Here is a 23,805-nt window from a genome sequence, read left to right on the forward strand (position 1 = left end):
TGTGATGGCCGATGGCAACAGTCCTTACAACCCGGTTGACGGTGACTGGAAGACGCTCGTGACGTTCTTCAGCCCGACCGAGGCGTTCCTGTTGCGTGGTTGTTTGCAGGCGGGCGGTGTGCCGGCGGCGGTGGCCGATGCCCACCTGGTGCAGACCCACACCCTGCTTGCGGGCGCCATCCCGGTGCGGGTGATGGTGCCCGAGCATCGATTTGCCGAGGCCGAGGCGGTGGTGGCGGCTTTTCAGCGCGGCGATTTCGCGCTCGACGATTCAGATCCTGACGCACCATGAGCGAACCCACCTTCGACTTCATCGTCATCGGCGCGGGCACGGCGGGCTGCCTGCTGGCCAACCGGCTTTCGGCCGATGCATCGAAGCGGGTGCTGCTGGTGGAGGCGGGCCGCAAGGACGACTACCACTGGATCCACATTCCCGTGGGCTACCTCTACTGTATTGGCAATCCCCGCACCGACTGGCTCTACCAGACCGAGCCGGACCCCGGCCTCAACGGCAGGCGCCTGCGGTATCCGCGCGGCAAGACCCTGGGTGGTTGCTCCAGCATCAACGGCATGATCTACATGCGCGGCCAGGCGCGCGACTACGACCAATGGGCACAGCTCACAGGCGACGCCGACTGGCGTTGGGACGCCTGCCTGCCCGACTTCAAGGCGCACGAGAACCACCATCGGCTCGATGCCACGAAGGACCCGACGTTTGCGAAACTGCACGGCCATGGCGGCGAGTGGCGCATCGAGAAGCAGCGCCTGCGCTGGGACATCCTCGACGCCTTCGCGCAGGCGGCACAGCAAGCCGGCGTGCCGGCCACGGCGGATTTCAACGGCGGTGACAACGAGGGCGTGGGTTATTTCGAGGTGAACCAGAAAGCTGGCTGGCGCTGGAACGCGTCAAAGGCCTTTCTGCGGCCCGTGCAGCACCGCCCCAACCTCACGGTGTGGACAGAAACACTCACCGAGAAGCTGATGCTCGAACGCGACGCCACTGGCGCGCTGCGTTGCGTGGGCGCAGAGCTGCGGCGCGGCGGACAGCGTGTGTCGGTGCGCGCGGCGCAGGAGGTGGTGCTCAGCGCCGGCAGCATCGGTTCGCCCGCCATCCTGCAGCGCTCGGGCATCGGCCCGGCGAACCTGCTTCAACAACACGGCATCGAGGTGCAGCACGAGCTGGCCGGCGTCGGCGAAAACCTGCAGGACCACCTGCAGATTCGTGCCGTGTTCAAGGTGCAGGGCGCGTCCACGCTCAACGTGCTGGCCAGCTCGCTCTGGGGCAAGGCGCGCATCGGGCTCGAATACGGCTTCAGGCGCAGCGGCCCCATGAGCATGGCGCCCAGCCAGCTCGGCGCCTTCACGCGCAGCGATCCGCAGCAGCCCTACGCCAACCTCGAATACCACGTGCAGCCGCTCAGCCTCGATGCGTTTGGCGAACCGCTGCACGCGTTCCCCGCGTTCACGGCCAGCGTGTGCAACCTCAACCCCGGCAGCCGGGGCCATGTGCGCATCACCTCGGCCAGCGCCGACGACGCGCCCGCCATTGCACCGTGTTACCTCAGCACGCCCGAAGACCGCCGCGTGGCCGCCGACAGCCTGCGCGTGACGCGGCGCATCGTGGCGCAACCCGCGTTGTCGAAATACCAGCCGCAGGAGTTCAAGCCCGGCCCGCAGTACCAGAGCGACGAGGAACTGGCGCGGCTTGCAGGCGATATCGCCAGCACCATCTTCCACCCGGTGGGCACCACCAAGATGGGTCGTGCCGACGACGCATCGGCGGTGGTAGACAGCCATCTTCGCGTGCGCGGCGTGGCTGGCTTGCGCGTGGTGGATGCGGGGGTGATGCCCACCATCACCAGCGGCAACACCAACAGCCCGACGCTGATGATTGCGGAGAAGGCCGCCAGCTGGATCAGGCAGGGCGCCTGACTAACGCAGACGCCCGATGTAGCGGTGCTCTTCAAGCGGCGGCGCCTCCCGCAGCACTTGCGCCGCCACCTCCAGCATCGTCTTGCGTGGGGCTGCGCCCATGCCCACGATGGCGGCTTCGAGCTTGTCGGCCCAGAGCAGCAGCTCCGTGTGCCCGTCGCTGGCCGCTTTCTCGCGCGCATGCCGAACGATTTCGCGTGCGTAGTCGGCGTTCGTCGCCATCCATTCCGTGTCGGTCACGCGGCCGGTCTTGCGCCGCAGCAGCACGTGCAGGTGCGCAGCGATGGCGAACGCGTTGCCGCTGGCGCTCATGTCAATGGCCCAGCTGCTCGTTGTGCAGTGAGGTGTCCAGGCCCGCTCGTTCGTCGCCTTCTCTAACGCGCAAGGTGGCGAAGCGCGAAGTGATCCAGAGCACCACGGCCGTCATCACCAGGCTGTAGGTCAGCACCGCCACGCAGCCGACCACCTGCGCCAGGAAGCTGGCCTCCACACCGGAGATGGCCGGGTCGGCCAGCACGCCGGTGAGCAACGCGCCCACCAGGCCACCCACGCCATGCACGCCGAAGACGTCCAGCGAATCGTCTGCCCGCAACTTGCGCTTCAAGGTGGTGGCACCCCAGTAACACGCCACGCCGGCCACGATGCCGATCAGCAGCGCGCTGCGTGGCGAGACGAAGCCTGCCGCCAGCGTGATGGCCACCAGGCCAGCGACCACGCCCGAGCACAGGCCCAGCAGCGAGGCGCGTTTGCGCGCGAACCACTCCGCCGCCATCCACGACAGTGCGCCCGCCGCCGCAGCGATGTGCGTGACCAGCAATGCCAGGCCGGCGCGGCCATCAGCGGTGAGCGCCGAGCCGGCGTTGAAGCCGAACCAGCCCACCCACAGCAGGCCGGTGCCGGCCATGGTCAGGCCCAGGTTGAAGGGCACAAAAGGTTCGCGCCCATACCCCGCGCGCGGACCGAGCGCGTAGGCGCAGACCAGCGCCGCTGCACCCGCGTTGATGTGGACCACCGCACCGCCCGCGAAGTCGAGCACGCCCAGCTGTGCCAGCCAGCCTCCCGGCTCCCAGACCCAGTGAGCGATCGGCGCATACACCATCAGCAGCCACAGGCCAGCGAACAACAGCAAGGCGCCGAAATGCATGCGCTCCACCAGCGCCCCCACCACCAGGGCACAGGTGATGATGGCAAAGGTGAGCTGGAACATGGCGAACACCGACTCCGGCACATGCGGCGCAATGTGGCTCACGGCCACCTGGCCCTTGGCGCCCAGAAATTCCATGCCGGCAAAGCCCATGCGATCGATGCCGCCGATGAAAGCGCCCACAGCGCCACCGGGCGTGAAGGCCAGCGAATACGCCAGCCCGAACCACAGCACGCTGACCACCGCGGCAATGCCGACCACGCTGGCCATGGTGTTGATCACATTGAAGCGGCGCACCATGCCGCCATAAAACAGGGCAATGCCGGGCAGCGTCATGAGCAACACCAGTGCGGTACTGACCATGAGCCAGGCGGTGTCCGCGCCCTGGATGCTGGCGGCGTCCACCAGCCCCGGCGCGCTGAGCGTGACTTCCTGCACGGCGGGTATCGCTTCGGTCTGCGCAGCCACCAGACCCGGCCAGAGCAGCAGGGCCGGAATCGGGCGAAAAGCGCGGAAGAGGCGAGAAGCGAACCGAAGGCGACAAAACAGTGCCTCCCGCACGAAAACACGGTAGTGGTGCATGAAATAACCTTTTCCAACGACGAGCAACAACGTGCATTTCCTGTGCCAAGTGCGCGAAAAAGCAAGGGAAAGCCCCGATGCACAGCGCTGGTGCGGGCCTTTACAGTGCAGGCACTCGCAAGCAGCGCACCGCGCTGGTGACCGCGGGGGACCGAGGAGACAACCCAGTCCTTCAAGAACAAGATCTTTAGCGTCCCCAGAGATGCCCGTTTACTCAACCGACCCCTGTGGGTCGGTTTTTTTTTGGCGGCGACAATCCCGGGATGGAATTGCTGCTTGTTTCACTGGCCTCGTTTTTTGCCGGATTCGTGGACTCCATCGTGGGCGGCGGTGGGCTCATCCTGGTCCCGGCGCTCTTCGCGATGTTCCCCACCACCCACCCGGCCACCCTGTTTGGTGTGAACAAGGGGGCCTCGGTCTGGGGCACAGCCGCCGCCACGCTGCAATACGCCCGCCGCGTACAGATGCCCTGGCATGCGCTCCTGCCGGCGGCTGCGGTGGCCTTTGCGGGCTCCATGCTGGGCGCCTGGACCGTGACCGTGATCTCGCCCGACTTCCTGCGCCGCGCGCTGCCCTTGATCCTGATCGTGGTGCTCGGGTACACGCTGGCGCGCAAAGAGCTGGGCCGCCACCACGCGCCGGTGTTCGCCGGGCAGCGCGAGACGCTGGCGGCCTGCCTGCTGGGCGTCACCATCGGTTTTTACGACGGCTTTTTTGGTCCTGGCACCGGCAGCTTCTTCGTGTTTCTGTTCGTGCGCTGGCTTGGCTACGACTTTCTGCACGCCAGCGCCAGCGCCAAGCTGCTCAACACGGCGTCCAACCTCGCGGCACTGCTGCTGTTCGCCTGGAAAGGCCACGTGTGGTGGCACTTCGTGCTGGCCATGGCGGTGGCCAACGTGGTGGGCAGCCTGCTGGGCACGCGGCTGGCGCTGAAGCACGGCAGCGGCTTCGTGCGGGGCGTGTTCATCGTGGTGGTGACGGCGCTGATTCTGAAGACGACTTACGACGCCTGGATCAGGGCTTGAGTGGGTCTTGCGCCACCGCGCGCAAAGCGTCGATCAGGCCGACGATGTTGGTGATCTGCAGCTTGTCGTAAATGGAGCGAATCTGGTTGCGCACCGTCGCTGGCGAGCGATCGAGCATCTGCGCAATTTCTTTGTAGGTGCTGCCCCGCACCACCAGTTCGGCCACCGTGCGTTCCCGCGGCGTGAGGTCGTCGACCGCGCAGCGGGGCCGGGCGCGCACAAAGAGCAGGCCCTGCTCTACCCGGACCGAGACCACCGCGACCGGGCCCCGGTGTTGGCTGTGCCCACGCAGAAAACTCTCGAGCAGATCCCGGGGAAGTCGCGGGCCCTTCCAGCCCGCCCAGGCGGCCTTCAGCAAGCTTTCGAACGGCTCGTCCGCGTGGTAGATCGCGCCTCGCTGGTCGCAGATGGCGCTGCCATGGCCGCCGACGTCGGGCGATTCCATACGGTCGAGGTGCGCCACGCGGTTGAGCGTCAGTGCCTGCATCACGTGGGGGGCCAGCAGGGCAAGCAGCTCCCTCTCTTGATGCGTGCCTCGCGCGGCTTCGTTGGCGCGAAACAGCGTGACCCAATGCACGAGCTGCGTGCTCGGGTCGAAGTCGCTGGAGATGAAGAAGTTGGCCTGGTCGAAGCGCTTGCCGTATTCGAGCAACGGCGCCTGATCGCGGCCGTGGAACCAGTCCCGTGCATTGAACGCGAGGGTGCTGCGCGGTTGCTGGCCAGCTGCCTGCGCGGCGGTGTCCAGGTGCTTCACTTCCTCGTAGGCCGACAGCATCTCCTCGGGCTGGTTGTGCAGGTGGATGGTGTGAATGTCGATGCCTTGCGCCGTGTTCGTGGCGGTGCCCCACATCGACGAATCGAAAGGCAGCGCCTCGCGCACCAGTTGCAGGGCGGCATCCTGGAATTCCGCGATGGGCAGCTCGTGGGAAAGGCGGTAGAGCCGCAACAGGATGGCGCTCAGTTCGGCCTGCCCGAGTGAAGGTGACTGCATGGAACGCGTTGGGTCAGCGGATGGGAGCGGGGCCCGCCGTGCGCGGGGGCGGTTGGTCAATGATGCATCTGCACTATGTCGCGGTCGATGCGGCGTTCGTAGTATCCAGCAGATCATCGTCTGCCCGTCTGGTGTCCATGGCCTTCCTGTTGGGGTTTTCGCGCCGTCTCGCGCTGTGTGTTCGTCAAGTGTTGTGCCCTGCGGCTGCGTTGCTGGTAATGCTGGGCAGCCTGAGCTTGCCGGTGTGGGCACAGCGCGCCAATGAAGAGCCCTTCGTCCCGATCCGCTGGCTCGCCCCCGAGGCGCGGCTGCCCGTCGAGCTGCGCCGTGTCGACGTGCGCGCCGAGATCGTGGGCCGTGCGGTCACCACGCGCATCGAGCTGGAGCTCTACAACTCCAACGCGCGAGTGCTCGAGGCTGAGTTGCAATTTCCGTTGCTCGAAGGCCAGTCGGTCACCGGCTTCGCGCTCGACATCGACGGTGAGTTGCGGGAGGCTGTGCCAGTGGAAAAGGCCAAAGGGCGGCAGGTGTTCGAAGACGTGACCCGTGCAAAGGTCGACCCGGCGCTGCTGGAAGTCACCGCAAGCCGGCACCACAAACTGCGCGTGTACCCCTTGCCGGGGCTTGCCAGCCGCCGCGTCCAGTTGGAGATCAGCGAAGTGGTGCCGGGCGAGGGCGCGATGACCTGGCGCTTGCCACTGGCGCCGCAACCGCGCACCGGCCGCCTGGATATTTCTGTTCGCGTGGCGGGCGTGTCGCCGCGCGCGGTGTCTGCGTTGCTGGGTGCACGGCGCCTGCCGGTGCGTGGCGATGCCGGCGGTGCGCGCGTCGCGCTGGCGGCCACCGGTGGTCACAGCGGCGGGGAATTGCGTGTGGCGCTGCCGGCGGCACCGGGCCCCGTGCTCGCCACCCAGCAGTTCGATGGCGAGGGCTATTTCTACGCCGAGCTGCCGGTGGCGGCCATGCATTCCCCGCGGGTGCGACCCCGCCGGGTGGGGTTGGTCTGGGACGCGTCCGGCAGCGGCGAGCGGCGAGACCGCGCGCGTGAGCTCTCGCTGCTCGACGCCTGGTGGCGTGAACTCGGCGATGTGGAGGTGCTGCTGCAGCCGGTGCGCGACGTGGCCGCTCCCGTGGAACGCTTCGAGGTGAAAGCCGGGCGGTGGGATGCGCTTCGTGAGCGGCTGTCGACCATGCGCTACGACGGCGCCACCCGCGTGAGTGCCTTAAACGCACCCGAGGGCACTGATGTGGCACTGCTGTTCTCCGATGGCCTGGGCAACTGGGGCGCGGCGGACGGCGCGATCCTGCCAGTCCAGCCGGTGCCCACGTTCGCCATAACGTCCGTGGCGGGTGCCGATGCAAACGCGCTGCGTCGCATGGCACAAGCCAGTGGCGGCGCCCTCATCGACTTGCTCTCTACAAGCCCCGCCCAGGCGCTGCAGGTGCTTGGACGTGAATCCCTGCGCGTCGTCTCAGTGATGGCCCAGGGCGCCGAGGATCTGGAAACCGCTTCGGCCCAGCCGGAGCAAGGGCGCGTGGTGGTGGCTGGGCGCTTCACCGCGCCCGATGCGCGCATTGATGTGCGGCTGCGGTCGCCTGGCGGCGCGGAACAAACGAGAACAGTGCGCGTGTCATGGGCACCGGGCAAGCCGGGTGGGGTGGCGGCCTGGCGCTGGGCCGCGTTGCGCATGGCGCGGCTGGAGGCTTCCGGTGATTCGCAGCGCGCGGCCGTGCGACGGCTGGGCATGCAGTTTCGCCTGCCCAGCCGGGAAACCTCGCTGATCGTGCTGGACCGGGTGGAAGACTACGCGCGCCACGGCATCGAGCCGCCGCCCAACCTGCGCGCGCAGTGGGTCCTGTTGCGTGGCGAGTCCGACAGCCGCGAAGTGGCGGCGCGCGCGCAACACCTGGAGCGGGTGGCAGCGCAGTTTGCTGCGAAGGTCCAGTGGTGGGAGAAAGATTTTCCGAAGGACGCACAGCCGCCCAAGCCGAAGACTGCATCCCTCGTGGGCTCACCACCGCCGGCACCCGCGCCCACCGCCGTGATGTCCATGGCAGCGCCGGTGGCGGCTGAAAGCGTTGGTGCTTCCAACTTTGCCAGCATCCAGTTGCGCCCTTGGCAACCTGATGCGCCCTACGCGCGGCGCCTCCGAGAAGCCGCGCTCGAGGCGCTGGAGTCGATCTATTTCGACGAACGCCCTTCGCACGCCAGCAGCACCGCCTTTTTTCTGGATGCAGCCGACATCCTCTTCGAGCGCGGCCAGCGCGCCACTGCCCTGCGCGTGCTCTCCAACCTGGCCGAGATGGAGCTGGAGAACCGCCATGTGCTGCGCATCCTGGCCTACCGCCTGTTGCAGGCGGGCGAGGTGCCGGCGGCGTTGCCGTTGCTGGAAAAGGTGCTGGCCTTGAGCACGGACGAACCCCAGTCCTGGCGGGACCTGGGCCTGGCCCTGGCGCGCGCAGGACAGCCGCAACGCGCGGTCGATCAACTCTGGCAGGTCGTGTCGCGCCCGTGGAACGGACGCTTTCCCGGTGTGGAGCTGATCGCGCTGGCCGAACTCAACGCCGTCGTGGCCCAGGCCCAGGCTGCTGGAACGCCGCTGGACACGCGCGTGATCGACGTCCGCCTGCTGCGCAACCTGCCGCTGGACTTGCGCGCCGTGCTCTCCTGGGACGCCGACAACACCGACATCGACCTGTGGGTGATCGACCCCAACGACCAAGCCGCCTACTACGGCAATCGAATCACCTATCAAGGTGGGCGCATGTCTGCCGATTTCACAGGGGGCTATGGTCCGGAAGAATTCTCGCTGCGCCGGGCCCGGCCCGGGACCTACACGGTGCGGGCCAGGTTCTACGGCCACCGCCAGCAGATCGTGGCACCTGCCACCACCTTGATGTTGCGCCTGACCACGGGCTTTGGCACACCACAGCAGAAAGACGAGGACGTGGTGCTGCGGCTTTCGGGGCGCGGCGACATGGTCACCGTGGGCACATTCCAGATCGAAGAAACGAGCAAACCATGACATTCACCCCTTTCCTGCGTTCTGTTTTCATTGGCTTCGCTGCCGCTATCTGCTTCGCTGGAGGAGCCGCCGCGCAAGGCTTGCCGCCCGCTGTGGAGGCCGATCGCCTGCTGCAGCTTGGGTCTGCGGAAATGGCCAAGGGCGAGAAAGGCGACGCGGCCGCCTGGGCCAAAGCCGCTGCGGCGCTCAAGGGCGCGGAAGCCACGGGTGTGCGCATGCCCGACAACTTCGGCTACCACTACGGCCGCGCGTTGCACGCCGTTGGCCAGCACCAGGCCTCCCATGAGCGGCTCGAGCGCTACCTGCGCACCTTTGGCACCAAGGGCAAGTACTACAGCGAAGCGCTGGCGCAATACACCAGCGTGCAGAACGCGCTGGCTGAAGGCCGCGTGGCCGCCGAGAAGCAGGCGGTGGTTGACCGCGGATGGCGCTGGGTGAGGTCGACCTGGGTGCACGCCGGCGACGAGGGCACCGATTGCTACAAGGCCACCCGGCGCGTGAAAAACCAGTCTTCCAGCGCCCGCGAAATCGATTGCGATTGCAACGTCACCGAGAACGACCACCCCGCCTACCGGGGCAGCCTGCTGACCATCTGCAAGATCCGCTGGCAGGGCAACACCGTGCTGGACAAGGCGTCGTCGTTCTACGTCGACCGGGACTACTCGACCCGTCGTCAGGACTTCGAGAGCTTCAAGTCCAGCGAGGAATGAGCAGCATGGTTCGGGTTTGCCTGGCGCTGGTGTGCGCTTTTCTCCTGTCCGGTGCGTCCCTGGCCCAGCCCAGGGACGTGGGCGACCAGGGCACGCTGTTCCCGACCGGGGGGCGCGAGCAGATGCACTGTTTCCCCACCGGTACCGCCGCTGTGCCCGAGATCTGCGGCAACTTCGAGGTGCGGTGGAAGCTGTCCACGTTGATGGGTGAGCCGATCGCCAACTTCGGTCTGGTGTGGTCGCTCACCGGCGTGCGAATTCTGGTGGACAAACGCAGCCAGTTCTACAACCTGAAGTCGCTGCCCCCCGCTGTGGCCAAGGCCGCGCAAACCAGCGAGCTCATGCTCTATGGGCTGGGTCTATTCACTGGCGAGAACGGCGCCACCCTGGCGGTGGATGTGGACACGGGCGCGCCGGCCCGGCCTGATGGCAAGGTCTCCTTCAACGTGCCGGGCAGTCCGGACTGGGGCCGCTTCATCATCAGCGGCGGCTCGGCCCTGGACCACCGGGGGATGGTGGCGCATGGCCAGACGGGCTGGTGCGCGGAGAAACACCGCAGCTACCTGACGCCCCCGCAGGCCAGAGACGAGATGCGCAGGCGCACGAAGTTGACACACTTGTTGGTCTGCCCGCGCACCTCCGCCAACCCGGGCTTTCTGGAGGGGGCGCTCCAGTCGCATTGCGAAACCGCTCCGAAGGCGGCCTGGTGCGAGAAGAAGCCTGAAAAGGCCGAGACACCCGAGAAACCGGACCTTCGCTACGGCGACGCGCTGGACAAGGTGACCGACAAGCCAGCGGTGCAACGCAAGCACGCGCAACTCGTGGACGCCTTCCGGCGCGAAGCCGACGCCGCCTGCTCGAAGGAGTTGGCGCCGGTGCAGGCGTGCCTGCGCAAGAGCTGCCCCGATGCCGCCGGGCCGTCCGAAGCTTCCTGCAAGTCGATGCCGAACAGGCCCGCGCGCATACTCGGCCCGCTGCTCACACGCAGCGACAGCGGCCCCTGCAACGCGCGCTGTCAGCGCGAGCGAGAAGAGGCGCGCGAAGAAGCCCGGCTTGAGCGAGAACGCGAGAACGACACGTTTCGGGAGCGGGTGGCGGCGTGGGACGCGCAATGGAGTGGGCTGGCGAACCAGTGCGAAGAGAACAAGCAGGCCCGAGCCGCTCAGCACCAGTGTTTTCAGGCCTCCGAACGGCAATGCAATCCGACAGGTTTGACCGCCAGGACCTGCCTGGATCGACGCATGGTGCACGCGCCCACCGAGGGGGCTGCGGAAGCGGTGCAAGCCAGGGAAACGACAGACCGCATGCGGGCCGAGCAGCGCCCCAAGTTCCTCGACTGATGGGAGTCCTTCTCTCGCTGAGCATCGGGCTGCTGTGGGCACCGCTGGCGCTAGCGTCGCCCACCGCCAACGAATTCGAACGCTGTCACCGCGGAGCTGCGTTGAGCTTGCAGCACTGCCTGAGCGAGGCCGGCATGGGCGATGGAGGCGCCTGCTGGCCTCAGGCGCGGGCCTATCACGAGGATTGCCGCAGGAAGGTGGTGCAAGAACACCAGCCACCCGATGCGGCGCGCGTCGAAGCCATGCGGGAGGCGGCGCGCAGGAGGCAGGCAGTGCCGGGGGCGCGGCCCTGAAGGGTTGGTTTCGCTACGGTGCCGAGGCCGGCGTTGACGATTCCGGTGGCCACGGCATTTCGCTGGCCCGCAGCGGCTTGCCGATCGGCGCGCCGGCCTGACCCACGCGCACGGCAGCCATGTCTTGCGGGTTGGGGTACTGGTCGAGCAGCAGGTAGTCGAACACGCGGCGGGCGATGGGAGCTGCGTGGGCCGCACCAAAGCCGGCGTTCTCCACCACCAGTGCCAGCGCCACGCGCGGCTGGTCGGCAGGCGCGAACGCAATGTAGAGCGAGTGGTCGCGCTGGTGTTCTTCGAGCTTGCGGGAGTCGTAGCGGTCGCGCTGACCGATGGTCACGGCCTGGGCGGTACCGGTTTTGCCACCGCTGGCGTAGCCGGCTCCCGCGAACACGCGGGTGGACGTGCCTTCGGTGGTCACGGCGGTCATGGCGTCGATCACGGTGCGCACATGCTCGGGCTTGTAGCCCAGGTTTTCCGGTGGCGGTCCGGGCAGCGGCGTGCGCTCGCGCGTGATCACGTTTTCGGTGGCCATGGTCAGGTGCGGCTTGTACTTGACGCCACCGTTGGCCAGCGTGGCCATGGCGTGCGCGAGCTGCAGCATGGTGAAGCTGTTGTAGCCCTGACCAATGCCGAGCGAGATGGTCTCGCCCGCGTACCAGCGCTGCTGCTCGGGACGCTTGTAGGTGTTGCGCTTCCAGGCCAGACTCGGGAGCACGCCGCGCACCTCGCCCCGCAGGTCGATGCCAGTGATCTGGCCGAACCCCAGCGGCTTCATGAAGTCGTGCATGGTGTCCACGCCCATCTCGTTCGCCAGCGAGTAGTAGTAGGTGTTGCTGGACTTCACGATGCTGCGCTTCATGTCCACCGCGCCCAGGCCGCCGTCGTCGTGGCTGCGGAAGCGGTGGCCGCCGAACATCCAGAAGCCCGGGTCGTTGATGACGGTGCTGGCGGTGCGCGTGCCGGTTTCCAGGGCGCCGAGCGCCATGAAGGGTTTGTAGGTGGAGCCGGGCGGGTAGGTGCCGCGCATCGCGCGGTTGAGCAGCGGCTTGTCCAGCGATTCGTTGAGTGCGCGCCAGTTCTCCACGTCGATGCCTTCGACGAAGAGGTTGGGGTCGAAGGTGGGCTTGCTCACAAAGGCCAGCACTTCGCCCGAGCGCGGATCGATCGCCACCAGCGCGCCGCGCCGCTCGCCATACATGTCTTCGATCAGCTTCTGCAGCTGGATGTCGATCGACAGCACCACGGTGTTGCCCGGCGTGGCCGGCGTGTGAGCCAGCGAGCGCACCGCGCGCCCACCGGCTGAGGTTTCCACGCGTTCGAAACCGGTGATGCCGTGCAGTTCCCGCTCGTATTGTTGTTCGGCGCCGAGCTTGCCGATGTACTCGGTGCCCCGGTAGTTGGCCTGGTCTTCTTCCGGCCATTCGCCAATCGATTCCTTCTCGCGCTGGTTGATGCGGCCGATGTAGCCAATGACGTGGCTGGCCACATCGCCGTTCGGGTACTGGCGCAGCAACCTGGCGCGCACTTCCACACCGGGGAAGCGGTAGCGCTGCACCGTGAAGCGCGCCACCTCCTCGTCGGTCAGGCGCGTGCGCAGCGGCAGTGAATCGAAGCTGTGTGATTCCTCCACCAGTTTGCGGAAACGCCGCTCGTCACGCGGCGTGACCTCCACCAGCTCGCCGAGCCCCTTGATGGTGGCGTCGAGGTCGTCCACGCGCGAAGGCACGATCTCCAGCGTGTAGGCGGAGTAATTGGTGGCCAGCACGCGGCCCTTGCGGTCCAGGATCTGGCCCCGGTTGGGCACCACCGGCAGCACCGCAGTGCGGTTGCTCTCGGCCTGCGCCAGCAGGTCTTCATGCCGCGTCACCTGCAGGTAGACCATGCGCGCGGCGACGAGGCCGAAGGCGAACACCACCGCCAGCCCGATCAGCAGCACCCGGGTGCGGAACTGGGCCAGATCGGCTTCGACGTTGCGGAGTTCCGTCATGGCTAGAGCGGCCGATTGTCGTCGGGGTTAGGCGCACGCCTTTGAGGCGCCAGCAGCAGCACGCTGACCACCGGCCAGAGCAAGGCCTCGATCACCGGCGCCAGCAGGTACAGCAAGCCCGGAAAGGTGCCGCCGGCGGCCATGCGCACCAGCAGTTCGAGCAGGTGTGCTGCCACGAACAGCGGCAGCACCTGCACCGCCTGGTTGGGCACACTGAACCACAGCAGGCGCCGGTGCATGGAGATGCCCAGGAACCCGAGTGCGGTGTAGGCGAGGGCGTGCTGGCCGAGCAGCGCGCCCTGGTGCACGTCCATGGTCAGGCCAAACGCGAAGGCCACGCCCACGCCGATGCGCAGCGGCTGGTGCACGCTCCAGAACACCAGCAGCACGGCCAGCACATCAGGCACCCAGGCCGCGCGCCCGAACATCCCCATGTTCAACAGCATGTTGAACATCAGCGCGCTGAGCAGGCTGAACCAGATGAAGACGGGGTTGGCGGGCAACAGCAGCTGCTGACCGGGACGCATGATCATGGTGCGGTGCTCCGGTTGCCGGGACGGACCGCACCGCGCACCGGGCGCTCGGCGGGGGCACTGACCAAGGGCGAGGGAGGCACCACTTCGCCGGCGGGCGCGAGCACCAGCACATGCAGGGTTCCCTGCACCCGCGCCATGGGTTCGCAGCGCACGCGCGTGAAAGACGATTCGGCCTGGCGCTCCACCAGCGTCACGCGCGCCACTGGCAGGCCGGCGGGGTAGATGCCATCCACGCCGCTGGTGGTGAGCAGGTCGCCCTCGGCGATGTCGGCACTGGCGAGTGTGTAACGCAGTTCAAGGCCGTCGCCGCTGGCGGAAGGTTCGCCGTGGGCCACGCTGCGCACACCGGTGCGCGCATTGAGCACGGGAATGGCCTGATCGCGGTCGATCAGCAGCGTGACTTCGGACACCAGCGGATACACCCGCGTGACCTGCCCCAGCACGCCGCTCTCATCGATGACCGGCGAGCCGGCCTGGATGCCGTGCGTCTGGCCCCGGTCGATCACGATCTTGCGTGAATACGGGTCGGCGGCGTCGTAAAGCACCTGTGCGCCGGTGGCCTGGGCGCCGCTTCGTTCGCGCATGGCCAGCAGCTGGCGCAGGCGCTGGTTTTCCAGCGTGATCTGTTCGAGCTGCAGGCTGCGCTGAGCCTGCGTGGCCAGCCGCTTCAAGGCTTCGGCCTCGCCCTTCTGGGCCGCATGCAGGGAGGTGAAGTACGTGCCCGCCATGGACACCAGTTCGACCGGCTGCAGCACCGCCCATTGCACCGGATACAGCACCGCCGCGACGGCGGTACGCAGCGGCTCCGCGACCCGAAAACGCAGGTCGGCCACCATGAGGAACAGCGCCACCGCGCTGAACACCACCAGCTTGGACAGGGCCGAAGGGCCCTGCTTGAAAAAGGGGGGCGGGGTCCGGTCCAGGGTACCCAGAGGCATAGGGGGTAGGGTATCGCGGCCGTGCCGAAGAACGGCCCGGACTTATTCGCTGGTGAAGATGGTGCCCAGGCGCTCCATGCGCTCCAGCGCCATGCCGCAGCCTCGCACCACGCAGGTCAGCGGCTCCTCGGCCACCAGCACGGGCAAGCCGGTTTCCTCAGCCAGCAGGCGGTCCAGATCGCGCAGCAGCGCGCCACCGCCGGTGAGCATCATGCCGCGCTCGGCGATGTCTGCGCCCAGCTCGGGAGGCGTGTGCTCCAGCGCCATCTTGACGGCCGAAACGATGTTGTTCAGCGGGTCGGTGAGGGCTTCGAGGATTTCGTTGCTGGAAATGGTGAAGCTGCGCGGCACGCCCTCGGAGAGGTTGCGGCCCTTGACTTCCATTTCCTTGACTTCAGAGCCGGGGAAGGCAGAGCCAATGTTTTTCTTGATCGCTTCGGCGGTGGGTTCGCCGATCAGCATGCCGTAGTTGCGGCGGATGTAGGCAATGATGGCGTCGTCAAAACGGTCCCCGCCCACGCGCACGCTGCCCTTGTAGACCATGCCGCCCAGCGAGATCACGCCCACTTCGGTGGTGCCGCCACCGATGTCGACCACCATGGAGCCGGAGGCGTCCGACACCGGCAGACCAGCGCCGATGGCGGCGGCCATGGGTTCTTCGATCAGGTAGACCTCGGATGCGCCGGCGCCCAGGGCCGATTCGCGGATGGCGCGTCGCTCGACCTGGGTGGAGCCGCACGGCACGCAGATGATGATGCGAGGGCTCGGCCTGAACATCGAGCGCGGGTGCACCATCTTGATGAACTGCTTGAGCATCTGCTCCGTGACCGTGAAGTCGGCGATCACGCCGTCTTTCATGGGGCGGATGGCTTCGATGTTGCCGGGCACCTTGCCCAGCATGGCTTTGGCTTCGTGGCCCACCGCCTGGATGGTCTTCTTGCCCTGGGGGCCGCCTTCGTGGCGGATCGACACCACCGAGGGTTCGTCAAGCACGATGCCCTTGTTGCGCACGTAGATGAGGGTGTTGGCGGTGCCGAGGTCGATGGCCAGGTCGGTCGAAAACTGCCGACGGAAAGCTTCAAACATGGTGCGTGGATCCTGTGGGGCACGGGCGCGGCTTCGCGCGCTCGTCGCCGGGGGTGGGGCCGGGGGTGGGGCCGGGCATCGGTGCTAAGTGGTTGATTCCAAGGCGGAAACGCTGTCGCGGAGGGTATCGCCGTTAAACCTTGGATAATACCGTATCCCCTGTGTACAACTGCACGCAATTGGGGCGCAATTTGACCGCTTACACGTCGTTTCAGGGGCGATCGTCGCCTCGTGAACGCTTGCCTCATTCCACCCGGATCCCGTTTCAGCCATGTCCCTGACCCTGTCCGACATCGGGCGCATTGCCAACCTGGCGCGCCTGGAACTTACCGATGCCCGAAGCGAGACGCTGCGCGTCCAGCTCAATGGCTTCTTCGACATCGTCGAGCAGATGAACGCCGTGAACACGCTGGGCGTAGAGCCGCTGGCACACCCCACCGCGGTCATTGACCACGTGTCGCTGCGCCTGCGCCCGGACCTGGCCAGCGAGCCCAACGACCGCGAAGCCAACCAGAAAAGCGCACCGGCCGTGGAGCGCGGCCTGTTCCTCGTGCCCAAGGTGATCGAATGAACGATCTGCATGAACTGGGTGTCGCCGGCCTCGCCGTGGCCATTGCCGACAAGAAAACCAGCAGCGTCGAGGCCGCGCAACACCTGCTGGCCCGCGCGAAGGCGCACGCCTCGCTAGGCGCCTACCTGGCCTTCAACGAAGACGCCACGCTGGCCCAGGCCCGCGCGGCCGATGCGCGCATTGCCGCTGGCGAGCGCACGCCACTGCTTGGCGTGCCGCTGGCGCACAAGGACATCTTTGTCACCAAAGACTTCCCCACCACCGCCGGCTCGAAGATCCTGGAGGGCTACCGCAGCCCGTTCGACGCCACGGTGGTGCGGCGTCTGGCCGAGCAGGGTGCGGTTTCCCTGGGCAAGCTCAACTGCGACGAGTTCGCCATGGGCTCGGGCAACGACAACTCGGCCTACAGCCCGGTGCACAACCCGTGGGACATCGAGCGTGTGCCAGGCGGCTCTTCCGGCGGTTCTGCCGCAGCGGTGGCTGCTCGCCTGGTGCCGGCGGCCACGGGCACCGACACTGGCGGCTCCATCCGCCAGCCCGCCAGTTTCTGCGGCGTCACCGGCATCAAGCCCACGTACGGCCGCTGTTCGCGTTACGGCATGGTGGCCTTCGCTTCCAGCCTCGACCAGGCCGGTCCCATGGCGCGCAGCGCCGCCGACTGCGCCACCCTGCTCAGCGCCATGGCCGGCCCCGACATCGACCGCGATTCCACCAGCCTCGACCACCCCGCCGAGGACTACACCACGCTGCTCGGCCAGCCACGCGAAGGCGCCAGTGCCGCGCTGCCGCTCAAGGGCTTGCGCATCGGTCTGCCGAAGGAATTCTTTGGCGGCGGCTGCGCAGGCGATGTGCTGGTGGCCGTGCGCGCTGCGCTCGCCGAATACGAGAAGCTGGGCGCGACACTGGTCGATATTTCGCTGCCGCGCACCGAACTCTCCATCCCGGTGTACTACATCATTGCGCCGGCCGAGGCCAGCTCCAACCTCAGCCGCTTCGACGGCGTGAAGTTCGGCCACCGCGCCGCAAAGTACGACGACCTGATCGACATGTACAAGAAGTCGCGCAGCGAAGCCTTCGGCCCCGAGGTGCAGCGCCGCATCATGATCGGCACCTATGTGCTCAGCCACGGTTACTACGACGCCTACTACCTCAAGGCCCAGCAGATTCGCCGCCTGATCGCGCAGGATTTTCAGGCCGCGTTCACGCAGTGCGACGTGATCGCCGGCCCTGTGGCGCCCACCGTGGCCTGGAAGATTGGCGAGAAGAGCGACGATCCGCTGGCCAACTACCTGGCCGACATCTACACCCTCTCCACCAGCCTGGCCGGCTTGCCCGGCATGAGCGTGCCAGCCGGCTTTGGCGCGGGCGGCATGCCCGTGGGCCTGCAACTGGTGGGCAACTATTTCCAGGAAGGGCCGCTGCTGCAGGCCGCCCATGCCTTCCAGCAGGCCACCGATTGGCATGCCCGCGCGCCGGGGGGCTACTGAAATGAACACCAGCACATCCCTTCTTGTGCAAGGCTACGAAGTCGTCATCGGCTTCGAAACGCACGCCCAGCTCTCCACCCAGTCCAAGATCTTCAGCCGCGCGCCGGTGGCCTTTGGCGCCGAGCCGAACACACAGGCCTGCGCGGTCGACCTGGCCCTGCCGGGCACGTTGCCGGTGATGAACAAGGCCGCGGTCGAACTCGCCATTCGCCTCGGCCTTGCGCTCGGTTCGCACATTGCCGAGCAGAGCGTGTTCGCACGCAAGAACTATTTCTATCCCGACCTGCCCAAGGGTTACCAGATCAGCCAGTTCGAGATTCCGGTGGTGCAGGGCGGCGAGGTGTCGTTCTTCCTCGGATCTGAAAAGAAGACCGTGCGCCTGGTCCGTGCCCATCTGGAAGAAGACGCTGGCAAGAGCCTGCACGAAGATTTCGTGGGGCAGAGCGGCATCGACCTCAACCGCGCCGGCACGCCGCTGCTGGAGATCGTGACCGAGCCCGACATGCGCTCCAGCGCCGAGGCCGTGGCCTACGCGAAAGAGCTGCACAAGATCGTGACCTGGATCGGCGTCTGCGACGGCAACATGCAGGAAGGCTCGTTCCGCTGCGACGCCAACGTGTCGGTGAGGAAACCCGGCGCCGAGCTGGGCACGCGGCGCGAGATCAAGAACCTGAACAGCTTCAAGTTCATGCAGCAGGCCATCGACTTCGAGGTGCGCTGGCAAATTGAGCAGATCGAAGACGGACACAAGATTCAGCAGGCCACCGTGCTGTTCGATCCCGACACGGGCGAGACGCGCGCCATGCGCACCAAGGAAGACGCGGCCGACTACCGCTACTTCCCCGACCCCGATCTGCCGCCGCTGGTGATTGAGCGCGAGTGGGTGGAACAGGTGCGGGGCCAGATGCCCGAACTACCTCGCGCCATGGCCGAGCGACTGGTGCGCGACTATGGCCTGCCCGAGTACGACGCCACCACGCTCACGCAGAGCCCTTCGATGGCGGCGTATTTCGAAACAGCAGCCAAGGCCAGTGGCCAGGCCAAGCTGGTCAGCAACTGGATCATGGGTGAGGTGTCGCGCCGGTTGAACGCGGAGGAAAAAGAGATTGCCGCCGCGCCGGTGAACGCCGCACAACTCGCCGTACTGATCGGGCGCATTGCCGATGGCACGGTGTCGAACAACGCCGCAAAACAAGTGTTCGACGCCTTGTGGATCGGTGAAGGGACCGAGGTGGACGCCGTCATCGAAGCCAAAGGCCTCAAGCAGATGAACGACAGCGGCGCGCTGGAAAAAATCATCGACGAAGTGATGGCCGCTAACGCCGACAACGTGGCTCAGTTCCGCGCCGGCAAGGAAAAGGCCTTCAACGCGCTGGTCGGTCAGGTGATGAAGGCCAGCAAGGGCAAGGCCAACCCGCAGCAGGCGAACGATCTGCTGCGCCAGAAACTGGGTTGAAGGTCAGCGCGAGGCGGCGCCGGTGCGGGTGCCGCCCGCAGCGGCCCAGAGCTGCTTGAGCTTGACCAGTTCTTCGTCGAAGCGCGCGTTGATGCGTTGTTTCTCCTGGGCCTGCTCGTCAAGGAAACGCTTCTGCACCACCATCTGCTTCTCGTTGTCTTCGATCTTGCGCTTGAGCCAGTTGGGGGCCTTGCTGGCGTCGCCCTGGTAGAACTCCATCTCGACGTCGATTTCCTTGCGCTGCAGCACCAGCGCCTGCTCGCGCTTGTTCACAGCGCCAATCACTTCGTCAATCTGCCCCAGCGCTTCGGCGCGCTCCTTGTCGTGCACGCCCTGGTTGGGGTAGCGGATGAGCAGCGCGCGTTCGCGGCGCTTTTCTTCCTGTACGCGCGCACGCTGCTCGTCTTCCACGCGACGCTGCGCTTCCAGCTTCGCGCGCTCGTCGGCGGTGTAACTGGGCGGCACCACCTGGCGCACGATGCCGGTGTTGCCCCGCTTTTCCTGTTCACGGTCCAGGCATTCCACGATCGGCCGGTCGGAGGTGAGGCGCCGCCCTTTGCTGTCGACGCAGGAATACACGCTGCCTTGCGCCTGTGCCCCGCCCGCGAGCGTGGTGCAAAGAGCCAGCAGCGCGAATCGAGCTGTAAAGAGGGGGTGGGAATGGTGGTGCGGCATCGGGTTGGGTTCAGGTCACACCGTATCGCTGGCGGTAGGCCAGTACACGATCGCGGTGGGCATCAAAGCTGCCACCAGTGTGGTCCGTCAGATATTGCAGCAAATCGGCCAGCGTCGCAATCGCACAAACGTGCAGGCCGAGCTGCCGCTGAACGTGCTGAACCGCACTGTGATCCACATCGCGCAGCATGCCATCGGGCCCTGCTTCCGTGGCTTTTTCCTGGCGGTCCAGCGCGATCGCCACCGCGTGCGGCACCGCACCGGCCGCGCGGATGAGCGCGATCGACTCGCGCGCCGCAGTGCCGGCGGACATCACGTCGTCCACGATCAGCACGCGTCCCTGAAGCGGCGCGCCCACCAGCGTGCCCCCTTCGCCGTGGTCCTTGGCCTCCTTGCGGTTGTAGGCAAAGGGCACGTTGCGCCCCAGCCGCGCGAGCTCCACGGCCAGCGCGGCGCCCAGGGGAATGCCCTTGTACGCGGGGCCGAAAATCATGTCGAATTCGATGCCGCTGGCCAGCAGGGCTTTTGCATAGAATTGCGCGAGCCGGCCGAGCTTGGCGCCGTCGTCGAACAGGCCCGCGTTGAAGAAATAAGGGCTCAGGCGACCGGCCTTGGTTTTGAACTCACCGAACTTCAGCACGCCGGCGTCTACACAGAACTGCACGAATTCCTGCGCCAGCGCATCGGGGGCCTCGGCTTGTGCCGCGCCTGCTTGCAAACCCATGGGGACATCCTTGTTCAAACTGACCAGCCTCAACCTCAACGGCATCCGTTCCGCCACCACCAAGGGGCTGGAGAAATGGCTGTCCGCGCACCGGCCCGATTGTATTTGTGTGCAGGAGGTCAAGGCCCAGGCACTCGATGTGAGCGGCCGCTTCGAGCAGATCGCCGGTCTGCAGGGACATTTCCACTTTGCCGAGAAGAAGGGTTATTCGGGCACGGCGGTGTACACGCGCCACGAGCCCAGCGATGTGGTGATCGGCTTTGGCTGCACCGAGTTCGACGCCGAAGGGCGCTACACCGAACTTCGCTTCGATACGCCCCAGCGCAAGTTCTCGGTCATCAGCGCCTATTTCCCCAGCGGTTCTTCTGGCCCCGAGCGCCAGGAAGCCAAATACCGCTTCCTCGCCCAGTTCTTTCCGCACCTGCTGGCACTCAAGGGTGAGCGCGAATTCATTCTGTGTGGCGACGTGAACATCGCGCACCAGAAGGAAGACCTGAAGAACTGGCGCAGCAACCAGAAGAACAGCGGTTTCCTGCCCGAGGAGCGCGCCTGGATGTCCAGTCTGCTGGCCGATGCGGGCCTCGTCGACGTGTACCGCCGCCTTCAGCCCGACACCACCGACGCCTGCTACACATGGTGGAGCAACCGCGGCCAGGCCTACGCCAACAACGTGGGATGGCGGCTGGACTACCACCTGGCCACGCCCGCCCTGGCAGAAACGGCCCGCGGCGAATCGATCTACAAGGGCGAAAAGTTCAGCGACCACGCGCCGATCACGATCGACTACGACTTCAAACTGTAGGGCATCAACCCTTGCCCAGCGGTGGCCGGCCGAACAGGCTGGAGGCGTTGCTGATCGGGCCCAGTTCGGCGGCGGCGTCCAGCAGCGTGGGCGCCAGCTCCTGCATCCGCTCTTGCGTCAGGCGCGTTCGCGGGCCCGCGATGCTCAGCACGCCAATGGCCTCCTTGCGCCGCAGCACGGGCGCGGCCATGGCGGCCATGCCGGGCGCGAACACCTCGTCGATCATGGCGTAGCCGCGCACGCGCGCAATGTGCAGGATGTCCAGCAGCTCCTTCACCGTGGTCGGTGCCTTGGGGCCGTAGTCTTTGGGAAGACCAAAGCCCTGCCGGCTGACCAGTTCGAGTGCGCGCTCGTCGCTCAGCGTCAGCAACCACGCGTGGCCCGACGAGGTGCACGAAAGGCGCGCTTCGGCGCCCATGTCGGGGTCGTAGCGCAGTCCGACCTGGCGTGCGCCTTGCGACTTGGCCACCCAGGTCAAGCGGTCGTCGTCGACGATGGACAGGCGTGCCAGCTCGCCGGATTTTTGCGCCAGCCGCTCCACGATTGGCTCGGCGATGTCGACGATGCCCGCGTTGCTGAGGTAGCCCAACCCCAGCGAGACCACCTTGGTGGTGAGCACATAGTCGCCCTGTTTGCGTGCCTGGCGCACGTAACCGCGCCGCTGCAGATCGCCGAGCAGGCGGTGGCAGGCGCTCAAGGGCATGTCGAGTTCTGACGCCATCGACGCCAGCGGCAGGCCGTCCGGGTGGGCGGCCAGGTGTTCGAGCAGGGTCAGTCCACGATCGAGTGCAAGGCTCATGAGGCAATTAATTTCATATAAAGGAATGTCTTTCCAATTCGGAAACACTTTCCTTGTGGAGATCAAGAATTCACGCGGTTGGCGGACCTGATCGGGCGAGCCGCGATGAAAACACGGAGACGGCGGTTTGCGCAAGCCCCGACCCGGCGATGGCCGGATTCGTCGTTGCCCGCTGGCCCCCTCTTTCCCTCCCAAGGATGCTTTTTTCCATGACCGACACCGTCTACGTTCTCAACGGACCCAACTTGAACCTGCTGGGCGTGCGCGAGCCGCACCTGTACGGCAGCACCACGCTGGCCCAGGTCGAGCAACTGTGCCGCCGGGTCACGACCGAGCTGGGCCTGGGCTGCGAGTTCCGCCAGTCCAACCACGAGGGCGTGCTGGTGGATTGGGTGCAGGAAGCGCGGGAGAAAAGCGTCGCACTGGTCTTCAACCCGGCCGGGCTGTCTTTTCGTTCGATTCCGTTGCTGGACGCCATCAAGACGCTGGAGCAGCCCGTCGCCGAAGTCCACATCACCAACATTCACCGCCGCGACCCGCTTTATCAGCACTCCCTGATCTCGCAGGGCGCCACCGGCGTCATCTGCGGCTTCGGCCCCTATGGCTACGAGATGGCGCTGCGGGCGGTGGCCCAGCGCCTGGCTGCGGCCGCATGATCTTCCTCAAGACCCCGTTCACCCCCAACCACACAGGAGACATCACCATGAACAGCTCACCCAACCGCCGCTCGGTGCTGTGCGCAGGCGCCACCCTTGCCGCCACCATGGCCCTGCCGGCCTGGGCACAGACGCAGCCGACCTTGCGCTTTGCCGCCGTGTTCTCGGACAAGGACATCCGCGCCGACATGATGAAGATGTTCGCCAAAGACATTGAGTCCGACTTCAAGGTCGAGGTGTTCCTGAACTCCACCCTGTTCCGCCAGGGCACCGAGCTGGTGGCCCTGCAGCGCGACAACCTGGAGATGGGCAACATCGGCCCGCAGGACATCTCCAAGCAGATCCCGGCCTGGTCGCTGCTCACCTCGGCCTACCTGTTCCGCGATGCCAACCACCTCACGCAGTTCTTCGCCAGCGACATGGGCGTGCAGATGAAGAAGATGGTGGAAGACCAGCTCAAGGTGAAGATCCTCGGCCCGACCTTCTTCGGCACCCGTCAGGTGGGCCTGAAGCCCAAGAAGAAGATCAATGTGCCAGCCGATCTGGCGGGCGTGAAGCTGCGCATGCCACCCGGAGACAGCTGGCAACTGCTGGGCCGCTCGATCGGCGCCAACCCCACACCGATGGCCTACGCCGAAACCTACACCGGCCTTCAGACCGGATCGATCGACGGGCAGGACAACCCGCTGCCCAACGTGCAGAACATGAAGTTCTTCGAAGTGATGTCGCAGATCGTCATGACCTCGCACCTGGTCGGTTACGACCTGCTCACCGTCAACATGAAAACCTGGCAAAGCATGTCGCCCGCGAAGCAGCAGGCGTTTCAGGCCGCCGCCGACAAGGCCATCGCCTGGAGCACGGCAGAGCACCTGAAGCGCGAGGCCGAGCTGGCCGAAGGCTTCAAGCGCCAGGGGCTGGACGTTTACACCCCCAACGTGGCGGCCTTCCGTGAACATGCGCAGAAGATCTACCTGGCGTCGGAGGAAGCGAAAAGCTGGCCAGCCGGCATGCTCGACAAGATCAACGTCATGAAGTGAAGCGGTTG

General features: G+C 66.3%; 23 protein-coding genes. 13 read left to right on the forward strand and 10 right to left on the reverse strand.

Annotated elements, in window-relative coordinates:
• The first annotated feature begins 4 nt into the window (after positions 1-4).
• Together CAP37_RS20700 and CAP37_RS20705 are read left to right on the forward strand one after the other, a co-directional pair.
• The gene (locus CAP37_RS20700; RefSeq protein WP_086126716.1) at positions 5-292 is read left to right on the forward strand and encodes a putative signal transducing protein; all 288 of its coding nucleotides are present in this window, start codon (positions 5-7) and stop codon (positions 290-292) included.
• Positions 289-1,932 (forward strand): GMC family oxidoreductase, encoded by a 1,644-nt coding sequence (locus CAP37_RS20705; RefSeq protein WP_086126720.1) that lies wholly within the window; start codon positions 289-291, stop codon positions 1,930-1,932. Before CAP37_RS20700 ends, CAP37_RS20705 begins: the two co-directional genes overlap by 4 nt.
• Here the strand turns inward: CAP37_RS20705 and CAP37_RS20710 are convergent, their stop codons facing one another.
• Both CAP37_RS20710 and CAP37_RS20715 read right to left on the reverse strand, forming a co-directional pair.
• Positions 1,933-2,244, reverse strand: a complete 312-nt coding sequence (locus CAP37_RS20710) for a hypothetical protein (protein ID WP_086126722.1) — start codon at positions 2,242-2,244, stop codon at positions 1,933-1,935.
• Position 2,245: 1 nt separating this feature from the next.
• A complete protein-coding gene (locus CAP37_RS20715; RefSeq protein WP_256927073.1) occupies positions 2,246-3,658 on the reverse strand; it encodes an ammonium transporter in 1,413 nt (470 codons plus the stop codon).
• Positions 3,659-3,921: 263 nt separating this feature from the next.
• Here CAP37_RS20715 and CAP37_RS20720 point away from each other — a divergent pair, with 263 nt between their 5' ends.
• Entirely contained in the window at positions 3,922-4,683 is a 762-nt protein-coding gene (locus CAP37_RS20720; RefSeq protein WP_086126725.1) for a TSUP family transporter, read from the forward strand.
• On the opposite strand, the gene CAP37_RS20725 is transcribed toward CAP37_RS20720, so the two are convergent.
• Entirely contained in the window at positions 4,673-5,674 is a 1,002-nt protein-coding gene (locus CAP37_RS20725; RefSeq protein WP_086126728.1) for a helix-turn-helix transcriptional regulator, read from the reverse strand. The two genes, CAP37_RS20720 and CAP37_RS20725, sit on opposite strands and share 11 nt — an antisense overlap.
• A gap of 137 nt (positions 5,675-5,811) precedes the next feature.
• Here CAP37_RS20725 and CAP37_RS20730 point away from each other — a divergent pair, with 137 nt between their 5' ends.
• Genes CAP37_RS20730 through CAP37_RS20745 form a run of 4 tightly spaced genes read left to right on the forward strand, consistent with a single transcriptional unit; the run spans position 5,812 to position 11,043 of the window.
• A complete protein-coding gene (locus CAP37_RS20730) occupies positions 5,812-8,700 on the forward strand; it encodes a VIT domain-containing protein (protein ID WP_179190309.1) in 2,889 nt (962 codons plus the stop codon).
• Complete coding sequence (locus tag CAP37_RS20735) at positions 8,697-9,410, forward strand: hypothetical protein (RefSeq protein ID WP_086126733.1); 714 nt, start codon at positions 8,697-8,699, stop codon at positions 9,408-9,410. Before CAP37_RS20730 ends, CAP37_RS20735 begins: the two co-directional genes overlap by 4 nt.
• Positions 9,411-9,415: 5 nt before the next feature.
• Positions 9,416-10,750, forward strand: coding sequence for a hypothetical protein (locus tag CAP37_RS20740; RefSeq protein WP_086126736.1), 1,335 nt, complete (start codon positions 9,416-9,418; stop codon positions 10,748-10,750).
• Positions 10,750-11,043, forward strand: coding sequence for a hypothetical protein (locus CAP37_RS20745; RefSeq protein ID WP_086126738.1), 294 nt, complete (start codon positions 10,750-10,752; stop codon positions 11,041-11,043). The genes CAP37_RS20740 and CAP37_RS20745 overlap by 1 nt, the downstream gene beginning before the upstream one ends.
• A gap of 13 nt (positions 11,044-11,056) precedes the next feature.
• On the opposite strand, the gene mrdA is transcribed toward CAP37_RS20745, so the two are convergent.
• The 4 genes from mrdA to CAP37_RS20765 are packed head-to-tail and all read right to left on the reverse strand — an operon-like array spanning position 11,057 to position 15,590.
• On the reverse strand, positions 11,057-13,030 hold the full coding sequence (mrdA, locus tag CAP37_RS20750; protein WP_086126741.1) for a penicillin-binding protein 2: 1,974 nt from the start codon (positions 13,028-13,030) through the stop codon (positions 11,057-11,059).
• Between the two features lie 2 nt (positions 13,031-13,032).
• A complete protein-coding gene (mreD, locus tag CAP37_RS20755) occupies positions 13,033-13,563 on the reverse strand; it encodes a rod shape-determining protein MreD (RefSeq protein WP_086126744.1) in 531 nt (176 codons plus the stop codon).
• Entirely contained in the window at positions 13,560-14,504 is a 945-nt protein-coding gene (gene mreC, locus CAP37_RS20760) for a rod shape-determining protein MreC (protein WP_086126746.1), read from the reverse strand. Before mreC ends, mreD begins: the two co-directional genes overlap by 4 nt.
• Before the next feature lie 42 nt (positions 14,505-14,546).
• Positions 14,547-15,590, reverse strand: coding sequence for a rod shape-determining protein (locus CAP37_RS20765; protein ID WP_086126749.1), 1,044 nt, complete (start codon positions 15,588-15,590; stop codon positions 14,547-14,549).
• A gap of 271 nt (positions 15,591-15,861) precedes the next feature.
• Between CAP37_RS20765 and gatC the strand changes: the two genes are divergently transcribed.
• The 3 genes from gatC to gatB are packed head-to-tail and all read left to right on the forward strand — an operon-like array spanning position 15,862 to position 19,104.
• Positions 15,862-16,161 (forward strand): Asp-tRNA(Asn)/Glu-tRNA(Gln) amidotransferase subunit GatC, encoded by a 300-nt coding sequence (gene gatC / locus CAP37_RS20770; RefSeq protein ID WP_086126756.1) that lies wholly within the window; start codon positions 15,862-15,864, stop codon positions 16,159-16,161.
• Positions 16,158-17,648, forward strand: coding sequence for an Asp-tRNA(Asn)/Glu-tRNA(Gln) amidotransferase subunit GatA (gene gatA, locus CAP37_RS20775; protein ID WP_086126759.1), 1,491 nt, complete (start codon positions 16,158-16,160; stop codon positions 17,646-17,648). Before gatC ends, gatA begins: the two co-directional genes overlap by 4 nt.
• A 1-nt stretch (position 17,649) precedes the next feature.
• Complete coding sequence (gene gatB / locus CAP37_RS20780) at positions 17,650-19,104, forward strand: Asp-tRNA(Asn)/Glu-tRNA(Gln) amidotransferase subunit GatB (RefSeq protein WP_086126762.1); 1,455 nt, start codon at positions 17,650-17,652, stop codon at positions 19,102-19,104.
• Between the two features lie 3 nt (positions 19,105-19,107).
• Here gatB and CAP37_RS20785 read toward each other — a convergent pair whose 3' ends face one another.
• Both CAP37_RS20785 and pyrE read right to left on the reverse strand, forming a co-directional pair.
• On the reverse strand, positions 19,108-19,779 hold the full coding sequence (locus CAP37_RS20785; protein ID WP_086126764.1) for a DUF4124 domain-containing protein: 672 nt from the start codon (positions 19,777-19,779) through the stop codon (positions 19,108-19,110).
• A gap of 10 nt (positions 19,780-19,789) precedes the next feature.
• Positions 19,790-20,503 (reverse strand): orotate phosphoribosyltransferase, encoded by a 714-nt coding sequence (pyrE, locus tag CAP37_RS20790; RefSeq protein ID WP_086126767.1) that lies wholly within the window; start codon positions 20,501-20,503, stop codon positions 19,790-19,792.
• A 10-nt stretch (positions 20,504-20,513) separates the two neighbouring features.
• On the opposite strand from pyrE, the gene CAP37_RS20795 reads away from it, so the two are divergent.
• Entirely contained in the window at positions 20,514-21,305 is a 792-nt protein-coding gene (locus CAP37_RS20795; RefSeq protein ID WP_086127184.1) for an exodeoxyribonuclease III, read from the forward strand.
• Between the two features lie 4 nt (positions 21,306-21,309).
• Here the strand turns inward: CAP37_RS20795 and CAP37_RS20800 are convergent, their stop codons facing one another.
• Positions 21,310-22,104, reverse strand: coding sequence for an IclR family transcriptional regulator (locus CAP37_RS20800; RefSeq protein ID WP_086126770.1), 795 nt, complete (start codon positions 22,102-22,104; stop codon positions 21,310-21,312).
• Positions 22,105-22,313: 209 nt separating this feature from the next.
• Between CAP37_RS20800 and CAP37_RS20805 the strand changes: the two genes are divergently transcribed.
• Complete coding sequence (locus CAP37_RS20805; RefSeq protein ID WP_086127188.1) at positions 22,314-22,760, forward strand: type II 3-dehydroquinate dehydratase; 447 nt, start codon at positions 22,314-22,316, stop codon at positions 22,758-22,760.
• Between the two features lie 47 nt (positions 22,761-22,807).
• Positions 22,808-23,797, forward strand: a complete 990-nt coding sequence (dctP, locus tag CAP37_RS20810) for a TRAP transporter substrate-binding protein DctP (protein ID WP_086127190.1) — start codon at positions 22,808-22,810, stop codon at positions 23,795-23,797.
• The last annotated feature ends 8 nt before the right edge of the window (positions 23,798-23,805 follow it).

This window comes from Hydrogenophaga sp. IBVHS1, assembly GCF_002127265.1.
Classification (GTDB): Bacteria; Pseudomonadota; Gammaproteobacteria; order Burkholderiales; family Burkholderiaceae_C; genus Hydrogenophaga.